A 20,010-nucleotide genomic window follows, 5' to 3' on the forward strand; every position below is an offset into this window, starting at 1 on the left:
GGGTTATGAGCAACGCTAAAGACGTAACAGACGCAAGTTTCCATGCGGACGTACTGTCCGCCGAGAAGCCAGTGATTGTGGATTTCTGGGCTGAATGGTGCGGACCATGCCGCAAGCTGGGACCCATTCTCGACGAGATCTCGGTCGAGTACAGCGAGAAGGTTAACGTCGTCAAGGTCAATGTAGATGACAACCCGGCGATAGCCGCCGAGTACGGCATTACATCCATCCCCGCCGTCTACCTTTTCCAGGACGGCCAGGTGAAGAGCACCGTTATCGGTGCGAGGCCGAAGCAGTTCTTCGAAAAGGAATTTGCGGACGTCCTGTCCTAGTCTGCTCTGGTGTCCCGGTCCTTCGTGGCCGGCAGCACCAGTGTGTGGCCACTGCTTCATCGAAGCAGTGGCCACAGTCGTTTGGGGCGTGCATACATTCGAGACTCAATAAGGTTGTATTCGCGACCTATTTGCTCCCAGACTTCACCGACTGATCCGGGTGCTCCTATATCCCAGCTCAGAGCCTTGGCGAATCAGTACGGGGACCGGGCGGCTGATATTAACCAGTCGGCTGAACTTAGGATGACCCCGGTAGGGTCCGACGCACCTGACTGTCTCGTTTCACGTGAAACATTGCAGCTCGGGATCCAACCAGTCCCACTGTTTTTGCTTTTCGGAGCAAAGCGCGAAAGCGGTGGTATGGAGTCCTGCTACCCGTCAATTCGGAACATCGTCTCGATTGCAGGGGCAAGAGGAGACGCCTCACCATCAAGCCGGGATGTTTCACGTGAAACATCCGTGAACGCTGCAGGAGAGCAGCGCATGCGTTTCTGTTTTTCCCGGAAAAAACACAATTCATATAAGACACCAAAAACCACAAATAGTTCGTAGTCCTGGGTCCCAAACACACCTGACCCACATGAAGCGTTTCACGTGAAACATCGTCCGATTCCGCAACAGCCGGCGTCCATTCCCTGATAGAAACCAGACTGCGCGCGGCTCCCACAACCATTGATCACATGGATCAGGGTTCGTGGAGAAGCGAACACCTTGCCCCTTAACTCAAAAACTGAATCTGCGGCCTCCAAATCAATGACCAGGGATCGTTTGGCAAATTAATTCAGATGAATATCAAGCAAAAGGACTGGAAGGGTCGATCCTCCATTGCCCGGGCAGCGATAGCGACGTGGAATATCGAGTCAATCGACTGCACCCTGGCCACATTCTGAACCCTCCATCAGTGTTGGTTCCCGCTTTGATTGAATCAAACGCCAATTCTCCCAACCGCCCCGTCGGGAAGCGTCGGTACATAACGATGGTCCACCTGGCCTATCTGGTTAGAGATTCGGCCTATGGCTGCTGGTAGGCAACACTGACGGATTGGAAGAAGCCGACAAATTGGAAAAGACCATGGATACGAGTAGCAGTGATGCCTACAAGGGCGTGTTCTATGCCCAATCTCGCCAGATCTTCAGCGCGGGCACGAGCATGGTGGCTGTTGCTATCTGGCTTGACCGTAGACAACTCATACACGGTCGAAACCGCTCCAACCAGAGGTGTCCGTCTCCGTCGAGCCCAGCCTGCCACATGCAACCAACAGTTCAGCAAAACAGGCCTGACCAACGGGGGGAGGGCCTGCCACGCTATACGGAAACAGACGGAATGGATGCGGCACCCTAGACCTGGGAATTCGCGCTGCCTCTCCTAAGATGCCTCCAGCCAAGAATCAGAATCCGCACGGGGGTGAACGCCGCCTCCTGGCCTGCCTATCGACTGAACCGACACGGCCGCAGGCCTATCCCATACCTAACGCAGTGATCGCATCAATGACCCCCTTACCCCGACATCTTTTACGCGCCCTAGGCTAAAGGTCAGCGCAGCAGGCATCGAAACCGATGCCTCTCTGTTTCACGTGAAACACATTCAACGCTGGTCATATCTTCACAATTGCCCGGGTCACCACAAGATGTTTCACGTGAAACGAATTCAGCGGAGTGATGCCGTGGCTCACTGGATGGGACACCCCATCTCAGGCATCACGTAGGCTACCAGGCGGCCACACCAATGAATTGCCGAGTTGCCCATATCCATGTCAAAACCCGTGCGACCGATGAGAAGTCAACACATGCAAAACCACGAAGAACCCAAGTAAATCCGTGCAGCCGGCTGGGAGAGAACCATAGCCGCCACCCACGCGAGCGCTCTGCAGCCCACCGAACTACACAGTCTTGGTGGCCATTTGTATGCCCACCAACGGCTGAGCCTTCGCACATGTGCCGCAATGTGCTGAGAAGTCGGGGAACAACCAGCATAACCCTACCTGCGACACAGTCCGCTCAGCAGACGTGGGGACCCTCAGCGTAAACCAACAGAGACACGATCTACGCGGCCGCCCTTAGTCGATCGTTGCCTAGGCTCTCGGCCCTAGGCTCTCGGCAAATCCCTGCTTCCTAAGCGTCAACGCCTATAGTCCGGTGGAAAGATCGACCTGTGGAGGCGACTTACTGCCGGGAGATACAAAGTGTCCTGGCTACAGCTCCCGGTTAGATGGCCGCAATTGATGAATGCCTGGCAGGGTAGGGGACCGAACAGGGAACCAGACGCAGGCCCGGAACACAGGCTGTGTCGCGCATCCGAACCCTACTACTCGGCCGATCCTCTCGGGTGCATGTCGGTTTCAGTACTTGCCACTCGCCGTCCGCGCGCGGGCACCTGCGCAAGCTGCCACTGAAGCCAGTACAAGGCCCCATCGGCTTCATCCGAAGTATGGCTAACAGGTCTGCCACACGGCTATCCGTCGCGTGCGTATTCCACTGATACCGAAGTTATCCCCAAGCGTTATCCACATCGATATCCACAGACGGACCCACCGGTCCGCAAATTTGGACGATGCGTAGCTCAGTCAGCATTTCAGTTCATTGGCCACGCTCAAATCGGAATCTTGGCAGTGAACAACAACACGGAAGCGGAGCTCACTCATACGCGTATAGACATAAAGGACCAAAATCCAACAATTTGCGACTCTTTCCGAGAAAAAAGGACACTTGAGCGCGGGCTTGGTAATGTTTCACGTGAAACGGAACCGCAGTCGGTGTACGACACCTCGGCTGTCCGGTCGTTCCTTGAAGCGCTAATGTACGGTGAATCTCCCAGTGATCCTGGCCACTGAACAATCTTTCCACAAAGTTATCCACAGCGATATCCACGGTGCAATGCACGCCGTGCCGCCCTCGAGATGGTACGGCGTTTCCTCTTGTTGCGATGAAACTTTCTCACCCGACGATACACGGCGTGCTCACAACGCACATTCCTTCTGTGCGACTTCTTGGCCCATGGCCAGAGTGGCTCCAGTTTGGGGGGCCATGCCCATGCAGGTTCAGACCGTCAATCGCCTGAATTGGTGGCATTGGTGAATGGGTGCCGCTAAAGTCACGATCCGTTGAGTCCCCGCGAACGGACCGTCCAACCAACCACAAGCTTGCATCAGGCCGGACCACTCAGCCTAACCTCAGGTTCATTCCTCTGCCGTCCAATCCCAAAGCGGGCGGTTGCCGTCCACCTCGGGGTTGCGTCGTGTGGGGGAGAGACAGTCAAGCAACAGATTCCGGGACCCCGCTGTGCCGAGATGCCCCGACGAAGCCCAGACCGCTAAGAATTTTGCAGCGATATTCCTCGGTATACCCGTCGGATGCGGAAGCCGGTGACCCCCTTGGTAGCGCAAAGAACTGACATACATTCCTGAAGTTGATGTGTACTGTGCAGCACCGCAGATTCGATTCTGCGCCGTAAGTCATCTGCACCGCGAATCATTCAACGCCAGGCCGCATGGGGAATTCCTCGGGCATGTCTGTCTGTGCAGATGCACCTAATCCGATCACGCGGACCTCACCACCACTCAGCCGGTTCTTTAGGAGCTGCCCCACGAGCAGGGCATGTCACTGGCCGCTCTTCCATCAGCGACCTGGCAGCGATGGGATTCATTCTGTTCAGTATCTCCACCGAGGATGGAACACAGACATCGGACAAGGGTTCCGGGCTACGTGACCATGCTGGCCTTCTGGAGCGCCATGCCGCGCGCCAACAGGGCCCCAGACTGTGTCGAGCCGGTCCCCAGCGCATGTACTCCTCCGTGGGCACACGTCACCGCCAAGACCGCTGCTGGATGGGCTTCTGGAGACGGAGTCTACGATCTTCGTCGGCTAAGCACCATGAACCCCAGTTAGTCCGACGCGCTGGTAGCCCATTGAAGTGCTATGGCATCACAACGTATGGAAAGGAGTGGACAGAATGCGACAGTCTCGGTCGCTAACGCCCTCGTGATAGTCGGGCATCAGGATGGGGGATGGGCAGAGTCAGTCACGGCATATGTGCGTGGTCTGGCGTTTCACGTGAAACCACGTGGACCACTATCGTCGCAGGCCAGGTCCGTCCAGCAATCATTGTGGGGGTATCTCTTCTCGGCTCTCCGGAGAAACAAAGACGAGGCGTGTCGGGGTCGGCGCAGACTGACGATTCGGCTTTGTCCGACGCAAACATGCTGACAAGAGAGAGGCCATCCCGATACACAGATGTGGATCAGGTGACACTTCGGCAAGATCAGGAGTCGAGATCCTGGGCGGCGCCTCCAGGATTACCGTAGCCAGAGTCACTGACGCGATCTCGCACCACTACGGCTGGTGTTTCACGTGAAACAATGGGAAATCCATCCTCTACAGCCACACCTGCGCCGCCGGGTACCCTTTAAGGAAGGACCATCGAATCAAATAGCAGGTCCGAGGAACCCCGTTTTGGCACACCAGTCATACAGGATCAGCGAGCCAAGCAACCTACCGAGCAGGCAACGGCGTCTCAGACCACCAAACGCGTGGATAACCGGGGAGCCCTCCTGCCTCGCGGAAACGGACTGGCAATAGCGATAGGGATGAAGCCTCATCGCCGATGAGCCGGTTGGGAACCTAGTCGCACCGGAACAGAAACCAACAGCATCGACGCATCCTTCAACTATTACACGCCGCAAGACGTCTGCGGAGGAATACTGGGTCCTGTTTTCGGTTGGCGTTAACACCGCCCGGCGCTGCTATTATGCGAGCCGCCGGCCCAGACCTGCTGCATTTCGGCCAGCGCACACTCCTAGTGGGCCAGCAATCCTCACGCCGCCGGACTCCGGCACTGCCGGTGCGGCGGAAACACAACGCGTGACACCAGCCGGGTTAGTCCATGGCCACTGACGGTGCCGAACCCAAGTCGCACCACCAGCAGCATTCCAGCGATCTCTGGCGATACTCCATGTGACCGTGTGGCTCAGGAAGAACAGCCCTGCATTTTCCCCCGATATGGTCGGAACCAGAATCTACTCAGAGAACGTAGGAAGGGAATCGTTCCAGACGCGAAGAAGGGGCCTGTTTCACGTGAAACAGGCCCCTTCTTTTAGAGGTGAATACTAGTTTTCGGATCCTGGAGCAAGGACGTCCATGATGCGGTTCAGGTCTTCAACACTGGCGAATTCAATACTGACGCGCCCCTTGCGGACACCCAGAGAAATCTTGACGTTGGTGTCCAAGCGGTCCGACAGCGAGGATGCCAGGTAGTCCAGGCGCTCATGGCGGGCTCCCGGACGGGGGATGTTGTTCTTCGCGGGCTTCGCAGGATCCTGGTAAAGAGTGACGGCTTCTTCGGTTGCCCGAACAGACATACCTTCAGCCACAATCCTCTGGGCGAGGCGTTCCATGGCTGCCGCATCCGGGAGGGCCAGCAATGCACGGGCGTGGCCGGCAGAGAGAACGCTCGCCGCCACACGACGCTGAACCAGAGGTGGAAGCTTCAGCAGGCGCAGCGTGTTCGTAACCTGGGGACGTGAACGGCCAATGCGATCCGCAAGCTGCTCGTGAGTGGTCCCGAAGTCTTCAAGCAACTGCTGGTACGCAGCCGCCTCTTCGAGCGGGTTCAGCTGGCTGCGGTGCAAGTTCTCCAGTAGTGCGTCCCTGAGGAGGTCATCATCGGTGGTGTCCCGGACGATGGCGGGGATGGTTTCCATCCCGGCCGCCTGTACTGCCCTCCAGCGACGCTCACCCATCACCAGCTCGTACGGTTCTCCACCTTCCTCGGTTGAGGTACGAACCACAATTGGCTGGAGAACGCCAATTTCGCGCACAGAGTGGATAAGCTCCGCCATGTCATCTTCATCGAAGACTGAGCGGGGCTGTTTCCGGTTCGGATGGATGTCGGTGACCAAAATTTCGGCAAAACGCACGCCGGGGACTTCCACAAGATCTACACCGTTATCCGCCTTGCTCTCTGTTTCAGTAGCTTCAGGAACGGGCACAGCAGACACAGGGACCTCGGATAATGACACATCAGTCACGTCTTCAACCGGCGCGGTCCCAGCTTCCACCGCCGAGACAGCGACAGGGCTCGTGGCCGGAACTTTCGCAGGAGCCTTGGCCGCAACTCTCGCGGCCGGCGGTTTGTCGGCTGACTTGACGGACGGTTTAGCGGGGGAGGCCGTTTTTGGCGCAGCTGCCTTTTTCACTACCGCTACGTCGTTGGCCCCAACCGGCGCATTCGACGCGGAAGCATCCGAACCTGCTCCGCCATTCCCGGAGGTGTCGTCTGAGGAAACGACTTTCTTACGGCCTTCCGGAAAGAAGAGATCCACGGGCCGCGACACAGCGCTGCCATTGCCCGACGCACTACCGGCGGAACTTGGAATGAGTGCGCCAAGACCGCGGCCCAGGCCACGTCGCTTTTCGCTCATGGATAAATCCCTCCGATGGAAGAGTCAGAACTTGCCGGACTCCGGTTGTTGCACTTTTGAAGATTCTAACGTTCAGCGATTTCGGCTGCGGCTTCCAGGTAAGACAGGGCTCCACTGGAGGAAGGATCGTAGGTCATGACTGTTTGCTGGTAGCTCGGGGCTTCCGAAATCCGCACCGAGCGGGGGACTACAGCACCCAGGACCTGTTCCGGGAAGTGCAGGCGAACCTCCGCTGCCACCTGGGCGGCAAGGTTGGTTCGGCCGTCATACATTGTAAGGAGAATTGTGGAGACCACCAGATCCGCATTCAGGTGTTTCTGGATCATTTCGATGTTCTTAAGGAGCTGGCTCAGTCCTTCCAGGGCATAGTACTCGCACTGAATGGGGATAAGGACCTCACCAGCAGCGCAGAAGGCATTAACCGTGAGCAACCCAAGGCTCGGCGGGCAGTCAATGAAAATGTAGTCGAGGCGTTCTTCGCCATTCTTCGCCCGGGTCTTGGCATATACATCGATCGCCCTGCGAAGACGCTGTTCACGTGCCACCAGCGAGACAAGCTCAATCTCCGCACCGGCCAGATGAATGGTGGCAGGAGCACAGATCAGGTTACTAATGTCCGGGCAGGGGGCCACCACGTCGGCAAGAGCGAAATCGTTGATCAGGACATCGTAGATGCTGTCCACGTCGGCATGGTGCTCGACTCCTAGGGCGGTGGACGCGTTGCCCTGGGGATCGATATCAATGACCAGGACGTTCAGGCCAGCTGCGGCCAAGGCAGCGGCAATGTTCACCGTGGTGGTGGTTTTGCCGACCCCACCCTTTTGGTTGGACACCGTGAAGATGCGTGTTTTCTCCGGTTTGGGAAGGTTACGGCCAACCAGCCGTTCGCGGCGCCTGGTCTCGTGCGCGAGCTCCCTGGCGATAGGACTGGAATCATCCATGGTGTCCATGACGTTGGTCCTACCACCCGTTGTTGTTTCACGTGAAACAGAGGCAAGAGTTGCAATTTCTGCACCCGGATTAGGGTGGCTTTGCCCTCGTCCCGGCGCGGAACCCATGCCAGCAACTGATCGTGCTGACCCCAAAGACACAAACGGGGGTATCCGCTGTGTGGAGGCTTCGCTACTGGTCACTGGGACACACTCTCTCTCATTCGGCTTTTACTGCCGTTGTCTAGCCTAACCGCTTCGCCCCGCAGACCAAGGCTACTGGGCCCGGACTAGGAGTTCTTTCGGGACTTGTTGACGACGATCCGTACCACCGTGGTGGGTTCCTCCAAGAGGCTTTCACCGACAGTCACTACAGAGGTCTTGACGCCACCGAGCTTCCGGATAACCTTTGCTGCTTTTTCAATTTCCTCGGCTGCGCTGCGTCCCTTAATGGCCACAACCTCACCCTTACCGGCGAGAAGGGGGATGGTCAGGCCGGCCAGGTTGCTCAGCGCAGAAACAGCCCGGGCAGTCACAACGTCAGCGTTAACCATGCCGACCGCCAGTTCAGCGCGGGTCCGCATCACCGTGACGTTCGTCAAGCCCAGATCGTCCACCACTTCCTGGAGCCAGATCACCCGGCGTTCCAGCGGCTCGATCAGTGTCAGTTCGAGGTCCGGCCGCGCGATGGCGAGGCAGAGTCCGGGAAGTCCGGCTCCGCTTCCGACGTCGGCAACATGGCTACCGTGCGCGATTTCGGTTTCGATGACGGCACAGTTGAGGACGTGCCGGCTCCACAACCGTGGTATCTCGCGCGGCCCGATCAGCCCGCGTTCCGTTCCGGACGTGGCCAGGTGCTCTACATAGCGTTTGGCCAGGTCCAGGCGGTCACCGAAAATTTTCTCGGCCGCCAGCAATTCTGCTGCCGTGATGTCAACCATGATTAGCGGTTCAGCATTCTCTAGTCTGCGGATACAACGATGTGACGCCCGGCGCCTTCGCCCTCGGACTCGCTGACGAGTCCCAGGTCAGCGACGGCGTCGTGAACAATTTTGCGTTCGTAGGCACTCATCGGCTCCAGTGCCACGGCTTTGCCGGACTCCTTGACCAACGCTGCCGCGTCCTCGGCGATCTTCTGAAGGTGGCCGGCGCGCTGCTGGCGGTAGCCGTTGATGTCCAGCACCAGGCGTGAGCGGTTCTCCGTTGCGGAGAGGACGGCAAGCCTGGTCAGTTCCTGAAGAGCTTCCAGGACTTCGCCGTCTTCGCCTACGAGGCTGTCGAGACTGTCGGTTTCTTCTTCAGCAACGATGGAAATGTAGGTGCGGCCGTTCCGGACTTCGATGTCGATGTCGCCGTCGATGTCCGCGATATCCAGCAGCTCCTCCAGGTAATCGGCAGCAACGTCGCCTTCCTCTTCGAGTCGGCTGGCAGCGGATCCCTTGAGGGAAGCATCGGCGTCGGTCGCTGATTCGTCCTGATCGTCAATGATCTCGTCGGAAAGGGCGTGTTCGGTGCTCTCGGCTGACATTACTTCTTCTTCCTGTTCTTGCGCTGTGGCTGGACGCGCTGTCCCTTTAGCTCGATGGCCGCGGCTGCGGCTGCTGCCTCCGCTTCGGCGTCGGCCTTCTTCCCGCCCAGAATAGGCAGGGCCGGCAGGCCCTTGGCAGCCCGGCGTTCGGCAAGTGCCTTGGCGGCAGGGGATCCCGGCGTCGGCATGCGGCGGATGACAAAGAACTGCTGCCCCATGGTCCAGAGGTTGGTGGTGGTCCAGTAGATGAGCACGCCGATGGGGAAGTTAATGCCACCCACACCGAACACCAGTGGCAGGATGTAGAGCATCATTTTCTGCTGGCGCATGAACGGGCTGGCCATGGCCTCTTCGGACATGTTCTTGGCCATGATCTGCTTCTGGGTGATGAACTGCGAGGCCGTCATGGCCAGGATCATCACGATAGACAGGACCCAAACAACCACTTGGTCGCCGCCTCCGCCATGCAACAGGGATGCTGACAGTGGGGCGCCGAAAATGCTGGATTCGTCGAACTGCACCACTTGTTCGTGGCTCATCGCCCCTATCCCGATGCCCGTCTGGCGTGCAGCCGTAATGCCGGAGAGCACCTGGAACAGCGCAAAGAAGAACGGCATCTGGATCAGCATGGGCAGGCAAGCCGAGAAGGGGTTGGTGCCGTGCTTCTTGTACATGGCCATCTGCTCCTGCGCCATGGCCTGGCGGGAGAGCTGGTCGGTCTTGCCCTTGTACTTGTCCTGAAGTTTCTTCAGGTCCGGCTGCAGCAGCTGCATACCGCGCTGGGCCTTGATCTGCTTGACGAAGACCGGGATCAGGGCGGCGCGGATCACCAGCACCAGCCCGATGATGGACAGCGTCCAGGTCCAGCCATTGGCGGCAGGCAGGCCAATGGTGCTCAGGCCATCGTGGAATCCGATCATGATGATGGAAACCAGCCACTTGAACGGGGCCATTATTGTTCCAAAGAAGTCCATACGATATCCCTATTCGTCAGGCCGCAAGGCGGCCTTCTCCATCAGTCTGAGCAGCCAGGTACTTGTCCGGGTTGTTCAGCACAACAATTGTGGGGGTCCGGTGTTCGGGCCAGTGGCGGTGGCCGGCGGGGACATGGTCCACACCACCGGCATTCCACGGATGGCAGCGCACAAGGCGGCGGGCCGCAAGCCAGCTGCCCTTCACTGCCCCATGGACAGTGATCGCCTCGAGGGCGTACGCCGAGCAGGAAGGAAAGAAGCGGCAAACCTGGCCATACAAGGGGGAAATCACCTTGCGGTAGGCCATGAGCAGCAGAATAAGAATGTTTCTGGGCAGGTTCCAGAGGAAGGTGCCCACAGCGGCAGCAACCGGCTGGAGGTAGTGGACGACGGCGGCAGTTACCTTACGCACGCGGTGTCCCCTCCTGTGTTGTACCGGTTGAACCGTTTACAGCAGCCCTCGGAAGGCGGCTGTCCAACCGGCTCATGGTTGATTCCAGTGCGGCGTTGTAGTCCGCCAGCAGTTGATCCCAGCTGGCGACAGCGGACGCAGGCAGGGCCCGGACCACTATGGCGAACCCGGTACCGTACTCGCGCAGCGAGGCAGCACCGGCTTCTCTCAGTCTTCTCTTAACGAGATTCCTGACCACAGCGTTCCCGACACCTTTGGAAACGATGAACCCGATCCGGCTGGGTTCGTCGGCAGCAATAGCTGCCGCATATAACACTACGTTCCGGCGTCCATTGCGGACACCGGAACGTACGGTTGTTGAAAAATCGGTTGCAGTCCTCAAACGGTTACGGGTGGCCAGCACCTTAAACTCGCAAAGAAAAGTTTACCGACGAGTCAGTATCTAGGCCGACAGTTCGGTGCGGCCCTTGCCACGACGGGCTGCCAGGATGGCACGGCCGGCACGGGTACGCATACGAAGGCGGAAGCCGTGCTTCTTGGCTCGACGGCGGTTATTCGGCTGAAAAGTCCGCTTGCTCACGTTAGTTACTCCAGTGGATCAAAGGTGCGCCCACCCGATCAGTAAAAGGGGAAGAACTGGCCGACGCTAAGTTTTGTATGTGCATGCTTCCCCCGGCTGCTCAAACGCGGTGCGTCAGAGAGATTCAGAAGAGGTCAAAAAGCGTACACAAAGGACTTCACAACGTTAGGGCAAAATGCCTGCCAGAGTCAAACCGGGGTACCCCTGGGTCCCTGGTCCAGGCTGTGGTTAACCTGACCCCACAGCCTGTGGATGAAGTGGCTCACAGGCCCTGTTTTCGAACCACAACGGTGTAATTATCCACAAGCTACTTCCCAGCTATCTTCTGGCCTTTTGATCCCCTAGAGTGACTCAGTGGCCGATTATCCACGGACTGTGCATAAACCTGTGGATGAAGCTGAACCAGCATCCTGGTTCGGGACTTGGGGCTGCACGTAATGCAGGCACGCAAGTTTGAGGAACTGATTGATGACAGTAGACGAAGCCAACCACGCCAATACTGTCGGAAGTTCCTGGCGTCGGGTTGTGAGCCTGCTTGAGCAGGACGACCGCGTATCGCCACGGCAGCGGGGCTTTGTCATCCTGGCGCAGGCGCAGGGCCTGATCGGATCCACACTCCTGGTGGCAGTGCCCAACGAACTGACCCGCGAAGTCCTCCAGACACAGGTCAAGGACGCCCTGGACGATGCCCTCCACAACGTCTTTTCCGAGGACATCCGCTGCGCAATCGACGTGGACACCGACCTGGTGCCGATCCACAAAGAGCCGGAACCCGTCGTCGAACCTTCCTACTCACCAGACCAGCTGATCGAACAGAAGCCGCAGCCGATGCTGCCGAGTACTTCGCACGAATTCGGCCGGCTGAACCCCAAGTACGTCTTCGATACCTTCGTGATCGGCTCGTCCAACCGCTTTGCCCATGCAGCCGCCGTGGCGGTGGCCGAAGCGCCCGCCAAGGCCTACAACCCGCTGTTCATCTACGGTGATTCCGGACTGGGCAAGACCCACCTCTTACATGCGATCGGCCACTACGCCCGCCGCCTGTACAGCGGAATCCGGGTCCGGTACGTGAACTCCGAAGAGTTCACCAACGACTTTATTAACTCCATCCGCGACGACGAAGGTGCCAGCTTCAAGACCACGTACCGCAACGTGGACGTGCTGCTGATCGACGACATCCAGTTCCTGGCCGGCAAGGACCGGACGCTGGAGGAGTTCTTCCACACGTTCAACTCACTGCACAACAACAACAAACAGGTGGTCATCACCTCGGACCTGCCCCCCAAACAGCTGGCAGGGTTCGAGGACCGGATGAAGTCCCGCTTTGAGTGGGGCCTGCTCACCGACATCCAGCCGCCCGAACTCGAGACCCGGATCGCCATCCTGCGGAAGAAGGCCCTCAGTGAAGGCCTTTCCGCCCCGGACGATGCCCTGGAATACATCGCCTCCAAGATCTCCAGCAATATCCGCGAACTCGAAGGCGCACTGATCCGGGTCACGGCATTCGCCAGCCTGAACCGCCAGCCGGTCGATGTGGCATTGGCCGAAATGGTCTTGAAGGATCTCATCACCGACGACGGTGCCCAGGAAATCACATCGAGCCAGATCCTGATCCAGACAGCCGAGTACTTCAAGCTCAGCATGGAAGAACTCTGCAGCAAGTCACGGACGCGCACGCTGGTGACCGCCCGGCAGATCGCCATGTACCTGTGCCGCGAACTCACGGACATGTCCCTGCCGAAGATCGGCCAGGAGCTCGGCGGCCGCGACCACACCACAGTGATCCACGCCGACCGCAAGATCCGTGAGCTGATGGCGGAGCGTCGTGTGATCTACAACCAGGTCACCGAACTCACCAACAGGATCAAGCAACAGCAGCGCAACTCCTGAGCCGTCGCCTCTATACCTTATTAACAGGTGCATGTGGATAACCCTGTGGATAGTTAAGGGGACAACCACGCTTAATGGGCTTAAAACCCTTAAGGCGCCTGTGGATCAGCCAAAACCCAAAAATTGTTATCCCCATCCACAGCCTGTTTAAAACCCGCTTCGCCCACAATCCATGAACAGGCATTGACCGCTGGATCCTGCGGCCGGATCGAGTTATCCACAGTATCCACAGCAGTTATTAACACTACTAATCCCAAGAAATTGATTTCCCTCAAATAACAACCTCGATGCGCACTCCGAACCGTCCCAGGCCCGAGGGCCTTAGGACCCCAGTCGTCCAGTCCGGGGATGGGTTAATCAGCGCTCTTCCAGCTAAGCTGTCAGCAGCGCTCCCATCCTCGGGTTTCTTAGTGGTTCAGCAATCGAAGAACCATGCAGGTTCCGTGTGTTGGGGCGCCCCCATTTTTGGGCTCCCTATGGAGTTTCCGGTTCAAACAAGGCAGCAGCAATGAAAGGCGGCACCCTTCCGTGAAGTTCAGAGTCGAACGGGACGTCCTGGCAGAAGCCGTCACCTGGACAGCCCGGTCGTTGTCTCCGCGGCCGCCGGTTCCAGTGCTGTCGGGCCTGCTCCTGAAGGCTGAAGCCGGCACGGTCAGCCTCTCGAGCTTTGACTACGAAACCTCCGCACGGTTGGAAATTCCGGCGGACATCACCGCCGAGGGAACCATCCTCGTTTCCGGACGCCTCCTGGCGGACATTTGCCGAAGCCTTCCATCCGCTCCTGTCGTTGTGGAAACCGATGGCAGCAAAGTCACACTGACCTGCCGCCGAAGCAGCTTCCACCTGGCCACCATGCCCGAGGCTGAATACCCGCCCCTGCCTGCCTTGCCCGCCATCAGCGGTACCGTCCCGGGTGACGCTTTTGCCCAGGCCGTGTCCCAGGTCATCATTGCGGCCAGTAAGGACGACACCCTCCCCATCCTCACCGGCGTCCGCATGGAGATCGAGGATGACCTCATCACGCTCCTGGCCACTGACCGCTACCGTCTGGCCATGCGCGAAGTGCCGTGGAAGCCCACCACACCGGGAATTTCCACCAGTGCCCTGGTCAAGGCAAAAACCCTGAACGAAGTGGCCAAGACCCTTGGCGGCAGCGGCGACATCAACCTTGCCCTTGCTGACGATGACAGCCGCCTGATCGGCTTCGAAAGCGGCGGCCGCACCACTACGTCTCTGCTCGTCGACGGCGATTACCCCAAGATCCGTTCGCTTTTCCCGGATTCCACGCCGATTCACGCAACCGTCCAGACGCAGGAACTTGTGGAAGCCGTCCGACGTGTGTCGCTCGTGGCCGAACGCAACACACCGGTTCGCCTCGCCTTCACCCAAGGACTGCTGCATCTGGACGCCGGCACCGGCGAAGATGCCCAAGCTTCCGAAGAGCTCGAAGCACAGCTCTCCGGTGATGACATCACGGTCGCATTCAACCCGCACTACCTGGTGGAGGGCCTTGCCGTCATTGAAACGAAGTACGTCAGATTCTCCTTCACCACTGCGCCGAAGCCCGCCATGATCACGGCCCAGGCAGACGCTGACGGTGAGGACCAGGACGACTATCGATACCTGGTCATGCCAGTACGCCTCCCCAACTAGTCCCCACCGCCCCCTCGCCTCGCAAGCTCGGCCAGGGAACCCTGGCGGCGTGGGTCCAGGCAGACGTTGTCGTTCTGGGCCCCAAAACGACAACCGACACCCACTGCAGAAATGAGACTCCCGTGCACATCGGACTGATCGGCCTTGGCAAGATGGGTTTCAACATGCGCGAACGCCTGCGCGCGGGCGGCATCGAGGTCACCGGCTTTGATCGCAACCCGGAGGTTACTGATGCTGCCTCCGTGGATGCACTGATTGCGGCCGTTCCGGCCCCGCGGCTGATCTGGGTCATGGTTCCGTCAGGCGACATCACCGATGCGGTCATCAGCGAGCTCGGGGACAAGCTCGACGCCGGCGACCTGGTTATCGACGGCGGCAACTCCCGCTTCACGGAAGACCAGAAACATGGTGCCGCGCTGGCTGAGAAGGGCATCCGTTTCGCCGACTGCGGTGTTTCCGGTGGAGTGTGGGGTCTCAAAAACGGGTACGGACTAATGGCCGGCGGCGATGCCGCCGATATAGGACGGGCACTGCCGGTTTTTGATGTCCTGCGTCCCGAAGGCGAGCGGGCGGACAGCTTTGTCCATGTCGGCGGAATCGGTGCAGGACACTACGCGAAGATGGTCCATAACGGCATCGAATACGGCCTGATGCAGGCCTACGCCGAAGGCTACGAATTGTTGGCCGCCAAGGACATTATTGACGACTTGCCCGGTACGTTCCGCGCTTGGCAGAAGGGCACCGTGGTCCGGTCCTGGCTGCTGGACCTCATGGTCAAGGCGCTGGACGAGGACCCAGGGCTGGAATCCATCGATGACTACGTCGAGGATTCGGGTGAGGGCCGCTGGACCGTTGAGGAAGCCATCGCCAACGCTGTTCCTGCACCGGCCATCACTGCTGCACTCTTTGCGCGCTTTTCCTCCCGCGAAGAAAACTCGCCGGCAATGAAGATGGTTTCAGCGTTGCGCCACCAGTTCGGCGGGCATCCCGCCCGCCCCGCCAAATAACATCCACCCCGGGACCCGCCGGTTCCGAGAATTGTCGAACACCGCGTGTACCTAGAACACCTTTCGCTCACTGACTTCCGCAGCTACGCCCAGGTTGACCTACCCCTCGAACCGGGTGTCACCGTGCTCGTCGGGGCAAACGGCATCGGCAAAACCAACCTCATGGAAGCCATCGGGTACCTGGCCACGCTCAGCTCGCACCGGGTGAGTTCCGATGCCCCGCTGCTGCGGTTCGGCACGGACCGCGCGCTGGTCCGTGCCCGCCTGGTCCGGGGCGAACAGACCACGGTCCTGGAACTTGAGATCAACGCCAGCCGCGCCAACCGGGGGCGCATCAACCGAAGCAATCCAGTCCGGGCCAGGGACCTCCTCGGAATCTGCCAGACCGTGCTTTTCGCGCCCGAGGACCTGGCATTGATCAAGGGAGATCCGGCCAACCGCCGCCGATTCCTCGACGAGCTGCTGGTCAGCCTAGTGCCCCGCCATTCGGCGACGCGAACGGACTACGACCGTGTCCTGAAGCAGCGCAACGCCCTGCTCAAATCCGCGCGCGCCGGAAAGTTCACTGCCGGACATGAGGCCACCCTCGATGTCTGGGACCAGCACATGGCCCGGGCGGGTGCCGAGCTGCTGCACGCACGGCTGGAACTGGTTGACCTGCTGCGCCCGCACCTAGCCAAGGCGTATGCGCAGCTCACGGACGGCTCCAAGGAAGCCAACGCCATCTACCGTTCCACACTGCAAAACCTGATGGACGACGACGGCGGCGCGGCACCGGGTGCCGGCGGCAGTCTGATGGTGGAAGGGTGCGTAGCTGCCGAAGATCTGCGGGACCTGACCGTTGAGGACCTCACCGGACGCTATATTCAGGCCTTTGCAGCATCCCGCCGCAAGGAACTTGACCGCGGAATCTCCTTGGTGGGGCCGCACCGGGATGAGCTGGAACTGGTCCTGGGCGAAGCGCCTGCCAAGGGATATGCCTCGCATGGCGAGACCTGGTCCATGTGCCTCTCCCTTCGCCTTGCCTCGTACTACGTCATGCTCGATGACGCCAGGACCGGCGGGTCTGCCCCGATCCTCATCCTCGATGACGTTTTCGCCGAGCTGGATGTACAGCGCCGGCGTAAACTGGCCGCAATAGTCTCCGGCGCGGAACAGGTCCTGGTGACCGCCGCCGTCGACGCCGATATCCCGGAGGAGCTCTCCGGCCGGCGGGTGAAGGTCATTCCGGGAGGAATCGTTGAATAAGGATGAAAAGAGCGGGCTGCAGCCCGGCAGGGATCCTGACAACATCGATGCCCCGCAGGCTGCGCTGAACCGCATGCGGGAGGCTGCGGCAGCGCGCGGTGAAATCCGTCGCAAGGCACCCCCGAGGGCCGGCGCCGCTAAAACAAAGGGTGGGATCCGGGATACGCGAGGTTTCCGCCAGTTCCACTCCACCGGCCGGGATCCGTTGGGGCTCGGCAAAGTGGTGGGACGCTTAGTGGCCGAACGAGGCTGGAGCTCGCCGGTAGCGGTGGGGTCGGTCATGGCGGAGTGGGCCACGCTGGTTGGCCCGGAGATTTCAGCTCACTGCACCCCGGAGAGTTTCACCGATACCACCCTTCACGTGCGCTGCGACTCGACGGCCTGGTCCACGCAGCTGCGGCTGTTGAGTAACAGCCTGCTGGAGAAATTCCGCACGGAACTGGGCGATGGCGTGGTCACCAGCATCCAGGTGCTGGGACCGGCGGCACCCACCTGGCGCAAGGGTGGACGTACCGTCAACGGCCGCGGGCCGCGGGATACTTACGGCTAGCAGCCGCCGTCGGCTCTTGAATATTCGTCCGGCGGCGTGTAGGGCGGTCTAACGACCACGGAGCGTATAGGCACCCGGAGGCGGGACCTCGAGGGCGCCCAGGGCTGGATCAATGGCCTCGCACAGGCATATCCGGGTCCCGCGACGCCTGCTGGAATGCGGGTTTGCGGCTCATTTCACGATAGAATCACAGCAGATAACTGGGCGCCGGTGAAACGTTGACTGAGTCCGTTTTCCGCACGCTCCCCGCAGGCGGACTTCGGTCCCGCACGTCGATGTATCCGTCAGTGCCATCAGCTTGTGCCTGTTGGCGGATGCTTTCCCAAGGAAGGCCGCCGCCGGCCATCATCGAAAAAGAGGAGTCGACAGCACCTGTGGCTAACGACAATACAGATACCCAGGCAGTGGAACGCGCAGCGGAGGACGTACCTACCCCCGACACGCCGGCGGAGACCGTGACACCCCGGGAATACGGTGCAAGTGACATCACCGTACTTGAGGGCCTCGAAGCCGTCCGGAAGCGCCCGGGCATGTACATCGGTTCCACCGGGCCGCGTGGCCTGCACCACCTGGTCTATGAAGTGGTGGACAACTCTGTTGATGAGGCGCTGGCCGGGTATTGTACGCACATCGAAATAGTCCTGCAGGCCGACGGCGGCGTCAAAGTTGTTGATGATGGCCGCGGAATCCCCGTGGACATGCACCCCACCGAGCACAAGCCCACTGTTGAAGTTGTTATGACCATCCTGCACGCCGGCGGCAAATTCGGTGGCGGCGGTTACGCAGTCTCGGGCGGACTCCATGGCGTGGGTATTTCCGTGGTGAACGCGCTCTCCAGCAGGGTGGACACCGAAGTCCGGCGGCAGGGCAATGTCTGGCGGATGTCGTTCGCCGACGGCGGCAAGCCCCAGGGAGGTCTGGTCCGGGGCGAAGAGTCCGCGACGACCGGCACCACCCAGACTTTTTACCCAGACGCTGGCATCTTCGAATCCACGGAATTTGATTTCGAGACGCTCCGCGCCCGCTTCCAGCAGATGGCCTTCCTGAACAAGGGCCTGCGGATCACCCTTACGGACGAGCGCACCGCAGCGGCGCACGGGGACGCCGATGAGGACCTTGACCTTGATGCTGTGGTCACCGAAGGTGAAGTCACCGCCGAACACCGCACCGTTGTGTACCAGTACGACGACGGCCTGCTGGACTATGTGAAGCACCTGAACTCGGGCAAAAAGGTTGATGTTGTCCACGAGGACGTCATTTCCTTCGAAACCGAGGACACGGAACGGCACATCGCACTGGAAATGGCGATGCAGTGGACCAACGCGTATTCCGAGAGCGTCCACACCTATGCCAACACCATCAACACCCACGAAGGCGGCACGCACGAAGAAGGATTCCGCGCCGCGATGACCTCCCTCATCAACCGCTACGCGCGGGAGAAGAGCATCATCAAGGAAAAGGATGACAACCTCACCGGTGACGATATCCGTGAAGGACTTACAGCGGTCATCTCCGTGAAGCTGGCCGAGCCGCAGTTCGAGGGCCAGACCAAGACCAAGCTCGGCAACTCCGAGGTCAAGGGTTTCGTCCAGCGAGTTGTCACCGACGGCCTGGGCGACTGGCTGGAACGCAACCCCGGCCCCGCCCGCGACGTCATCCGCAAGGCCATTTCCGCGGCTCAGGCGCGGATGGCTGCCCGGAAGGCCCGGGACAATGCGCGCCGCAAAAGCCCGCTGGAGTCTTTCGGGATGCCCGGAAAGCTGTCCGACTGTTCCTCTAAGGATCCCGCCCGCTGCGAGGTATACATCGTGGAGGGCGACTCCGCCGGTGGTTCCGCCAAGCGCGGACGCAATCCTGAAACCCAGGCCATCCTGCCACTGCGCGGCAAGATCCTGAATGTGGAGCGGGCCCGGCTCGACAAGGCCCTGGGCAACACCGAGGTCCAGTCCATGATCACTGCCTTCGGCACCGGCATCGGCGAGGACTTCGACCTCAGCAAGCTCCGGTACCACAAGATTGTGCTGATGGCCGATGCTGACGTTGACGGCCAGCACATCACCACGCTGCTCATGACGCTGCTGTTCCGCTACATGCGTCCGCTGATCGAAAACGGCTACGTTTACCTGGCGCAGCCCCCGCTGTACCGGATCAAGTGGTCCAACGCGCCGCACGACTACGTCTTCAGCGACAAGCAGCGCGATGCCAAGCTCCTGTCCGGGCAGGCCGCCGGCCGCCGTATTCCGAAGGACAACGGCATCCAGCGCTACAAGGGCCTGGGCGAGATGGACTACACCGAGCTGTGGGACACCACCATGGACCCGGACCACCGAACCCTCCTGCAAGTCACCATGGACGATGCCCTTGCAGCGGACCAGACCTTCTCCACACTGATGGGCGAAGACGTGGAGTCCCGCCGAAACTTCATCCAGCAGAACGCCAAGGACGTCAGGTTCCTGGATATCTGACCGGTTCACCGAGTAGATATTCCAAGT

15 protein-coding genes are annotated in these 20,010 nt (G+C 59.8%); 7 read left to right on the forward strand and 8 right to left on the reverse strand.

Features of this window, described 5'->3' with window-relative positions; genetic code table 11:
* Positions 1-5: 5 nt before the first annotated feature.
* Positions 6-332 (forward strand): thioredoxin, encoded by a 327-nt coding sequence (trxA, locus tag ACQCSV_RS01095; protein ID WP_354156262.1) that lies wholly within the window; start codon positions 6-8, stop codon positions 330-332.
* 5,101 nt (positions 333-5,433) lie between these two features.
* Here the strand turns inward: trxA and ACQCSV_RS01100 are convergent.
* The 8 genes from ACQCSV_RS01100 to rpmH form a co-directional block, all read right to left on the reverse strand.
* Positions 5,434-6,747 carry a ParB/RepB/Spo0J family partition protein gene (locus ACQCSV_RS01100; protein WP_354155903.1) on the reverse strand — a complete coding sequence of 438 codons (1,314 nt, stop codon included), beginning with the start codon at positions 6,745-6,747 and terminating at the stop codon, positions 5,434-5,436.
* Between the two features lie 65 nt (positions 6,748-6,812).
* Positions 6,813-7,880, reverse strand: coding sequence for a ParA family protein (locus tag ACQCSV_RS01105; RefSeq protein ID WP_354223809.1), 1,068 nt, complete (start codon positions 7,878-7,880; stop codon positions 6,813-6,815).
* Positions 7,881-7,966: 86 nt separating this feature from the next.
* Positions 7,967-8,617, reverse strand: a complete 651-nt coding sequence (gene rsmG, locus ACQCSV_RS01110; protein ID WP_354155905.1) for a 16S rRNA (guanine(527)-N(7))-methyltransferase RsmG — start codon at positions 8,615-8,617, stop codon at positions 7,967-7,969.
* 20 nt (positions 8,618-8,637) lie between these two features.
* The gene (locus ACQCSV_RS01115) at positions 8,638-9,204 is read right to left on the reverse strand and encodes a R3H domain-containing nucleic acid-binding protein (protein ID WP_354155906.1); all 567 of its coding nucleotides are present in this window, start codon (positions 9,202-9,204) and stop codon (positions 8,638-8,640) included.
* Complete coding sequence (gene yidC / locus ACQCSV_RS01120; RefSeq protein WP_354155907.1) at positions 9,204-10,178, reverse strand: membrane protein insertase YidC; 975 nt, start codon at positions 10,176-10,178, stop codon at positions 9,204-9,206. Before yidC ends, ACQCSV_RS01115 begins: the two co-directional genes overlap by 1 nt.
* A 16-nt stretch (positions 10,179-10,194) precedes the next feature.
* On the reverse strand, positions 10,195-10,590 hold the full coding sequence (gene yidD / locus ACQCSV_RS01125; RefSeq protein WP_354155908.1) for a membrane protein insertion efficiency factor YidD: 396 nt from the start codon (positions 10,588-10,590) through the stop codon (positions 10,195-10,197).
* A complete protein-coding gene (rnpA, locus tag ACQCSV_RS01130) occupies positions 10,583-10,993 on the reverse strand; it encodes a ribonuclease P protein component (RefSeq protein ID WP_354155909.1) in 411 nt (136 codons plus the stop codon). The genes yidD and rnpA overlap by 8 nt, the downstream gene beginning before the upstream one ends.
* Positions 10,994-11,032: 39 nt before the next feature.
* A complete protein-coding gene (rpmH, locus tag ACQCSV_RS01135; RefSeq protein WP_003800212.1) occupies positions 11,033-11,170 on the reverse strand; it encodes a 50S ribosomal protein L34 in 138 nt (45 codons plus the stop codon).
* A 468-nt stretch (positions 11,171-11,638) separates the two neighbouring features.
* Between rpmH and dnaA the strand changes: the two genes are divergently transcribed.
* The 6 genes from dnaA (at position 11,639) to gyrB (ending at position 19,983) form a co-directional block, all read left to right on the forward strand.
* A complete protein-coding gene (gene dnaA / locus ACQCSV_RS01140; RefSeq protein ID WP_185262049.1) occupies positions 11,639-13,060 on the forward strand; it encodes a chromosomal replication initiator protein DnaA in 1,422 nt (473 codons plus the stop codon).
* Positions 13,061-13,588: 528 nt separating this feature from the next.
* The gene (gene dnaN / locus ACQCSV_RS01145; protein ID WP_354155910.1) at positions 13,589-14,713 is read left to right on the forward strand and encodes a DNA polymerase III subunit beta; all 1,125 of its coding nucleotides are present in this window, start codon (positions 13,589-13,591) and stop codon (positions 14,711-14,713) included.
* Positions 14,714-14,835: 122 nt separating this feature from the next.
* A complete protein-coding gene (gene gnd, locus ACQCSV_RS01150) occupies positions 14,836-15,720 on the forward strand; it encodes a phosphogluconate dehydrogenase (NAD(+)-dependent, decarboxylating) (RefSeq protein ID WP_354223812.1) in 885 nt (294 codons plus the stop codon).
* A 45-nt stretch (positions 15,721-15,765) separates the two neighbouring features.
* Positions 15,766-16,968 (forward strand): DNA replication/repair protein RecF, encoded by a 1,203-nt coding sequence (gene recF / locus ACQCSV_RS01155; RefSeq protein ID WP_354223814.1) that lies wholly within the window; start codon positions 15,766-15,768, stop codon positions 16,966-16,968.
* Positions 16,961-17,518: a DciA family protein gene (locus ACQCSV_RS01160; protein WP_354155913.1), complete on the forward strand. Its 558-nt coding sequence runs from the start codon at positions 16,961-16,963 to the stop codon at positions 17,516-17,518. The genes recF and ACQCSV_RS01160 overlap by 8 nt, the downstream gene beginning before the upstream one ends.
* Before the next feature lie 374 nt (positions 17,519-17,892).
* Positions 17,893-19,983 (forward strand): DNA topoisomerase (ATP-hydrolyzing) subunit B, encoded by a 2,091-nt coding sequence (gyrB, locus tag ACQCSV_RS01165; protein WP_354155914.1) that lies wholly within the window; start codon positions 17,893-17,895, stop codon positions 19,981-19,983.
* The last annotated feature ends 27 nt before the right edge of the window (positions 19,984-20,010 follow it).

It is taken from the genome of Pseudarthrobacter sp. S3 (assembly GCF_050156905.1).
Taxonomy (GTDB): Bacteria; Actinomycetota; Actinomycetes; order Actinomycetales; family Micrococcaceae; genus Arthrobacter.

Excerpts from the sequence above, each read along its gene's own strand:
- rsmG (WP_354155905.1), bottom strand. The coding sequence starts at position 8,617 with ATGGTTGACATCACGGCAGCAGAATTGCTGGCGGCCGAGAAAATTTTC.
- trxA (WP_354156262.1), top strand. The coding sequence starts at position 6 with ATGAGCAACGCTAAAGACGTAACAGACGCAAGTTTCCATGCGGACGTA.
- ACQCSV_RS01115 (WP_354155906.1), bottom strand. The coding sequence starts at position 9,204 with ATGTCAGCCGAGAGCACCGAACACGCCCTTTCCGACGAGATCATTGAC.
- ACQCSV_RS01100 (WP_354155903.1), bottom strand. The coding sequence starts at position 6,747 with ATGAGCGAAAAGCGACGTGGCCTGGGCCGCGGTCTTGGCGCACTCATT.
- dnaA (WP_185262049.1), top strand. The coding sequence starts at position 11,639 with ATGACAGTAGACGAAGCCAACCACGCCAATACTGTCGGAAGTTCCTGG.
- yidC (WP_354155907.1), bottom strand. The coding sequence starts at position 10,178 with ATGGACTTCTTTGGAACAATAATGGCCCCGTTCAAGTGGCTGGTTTCC.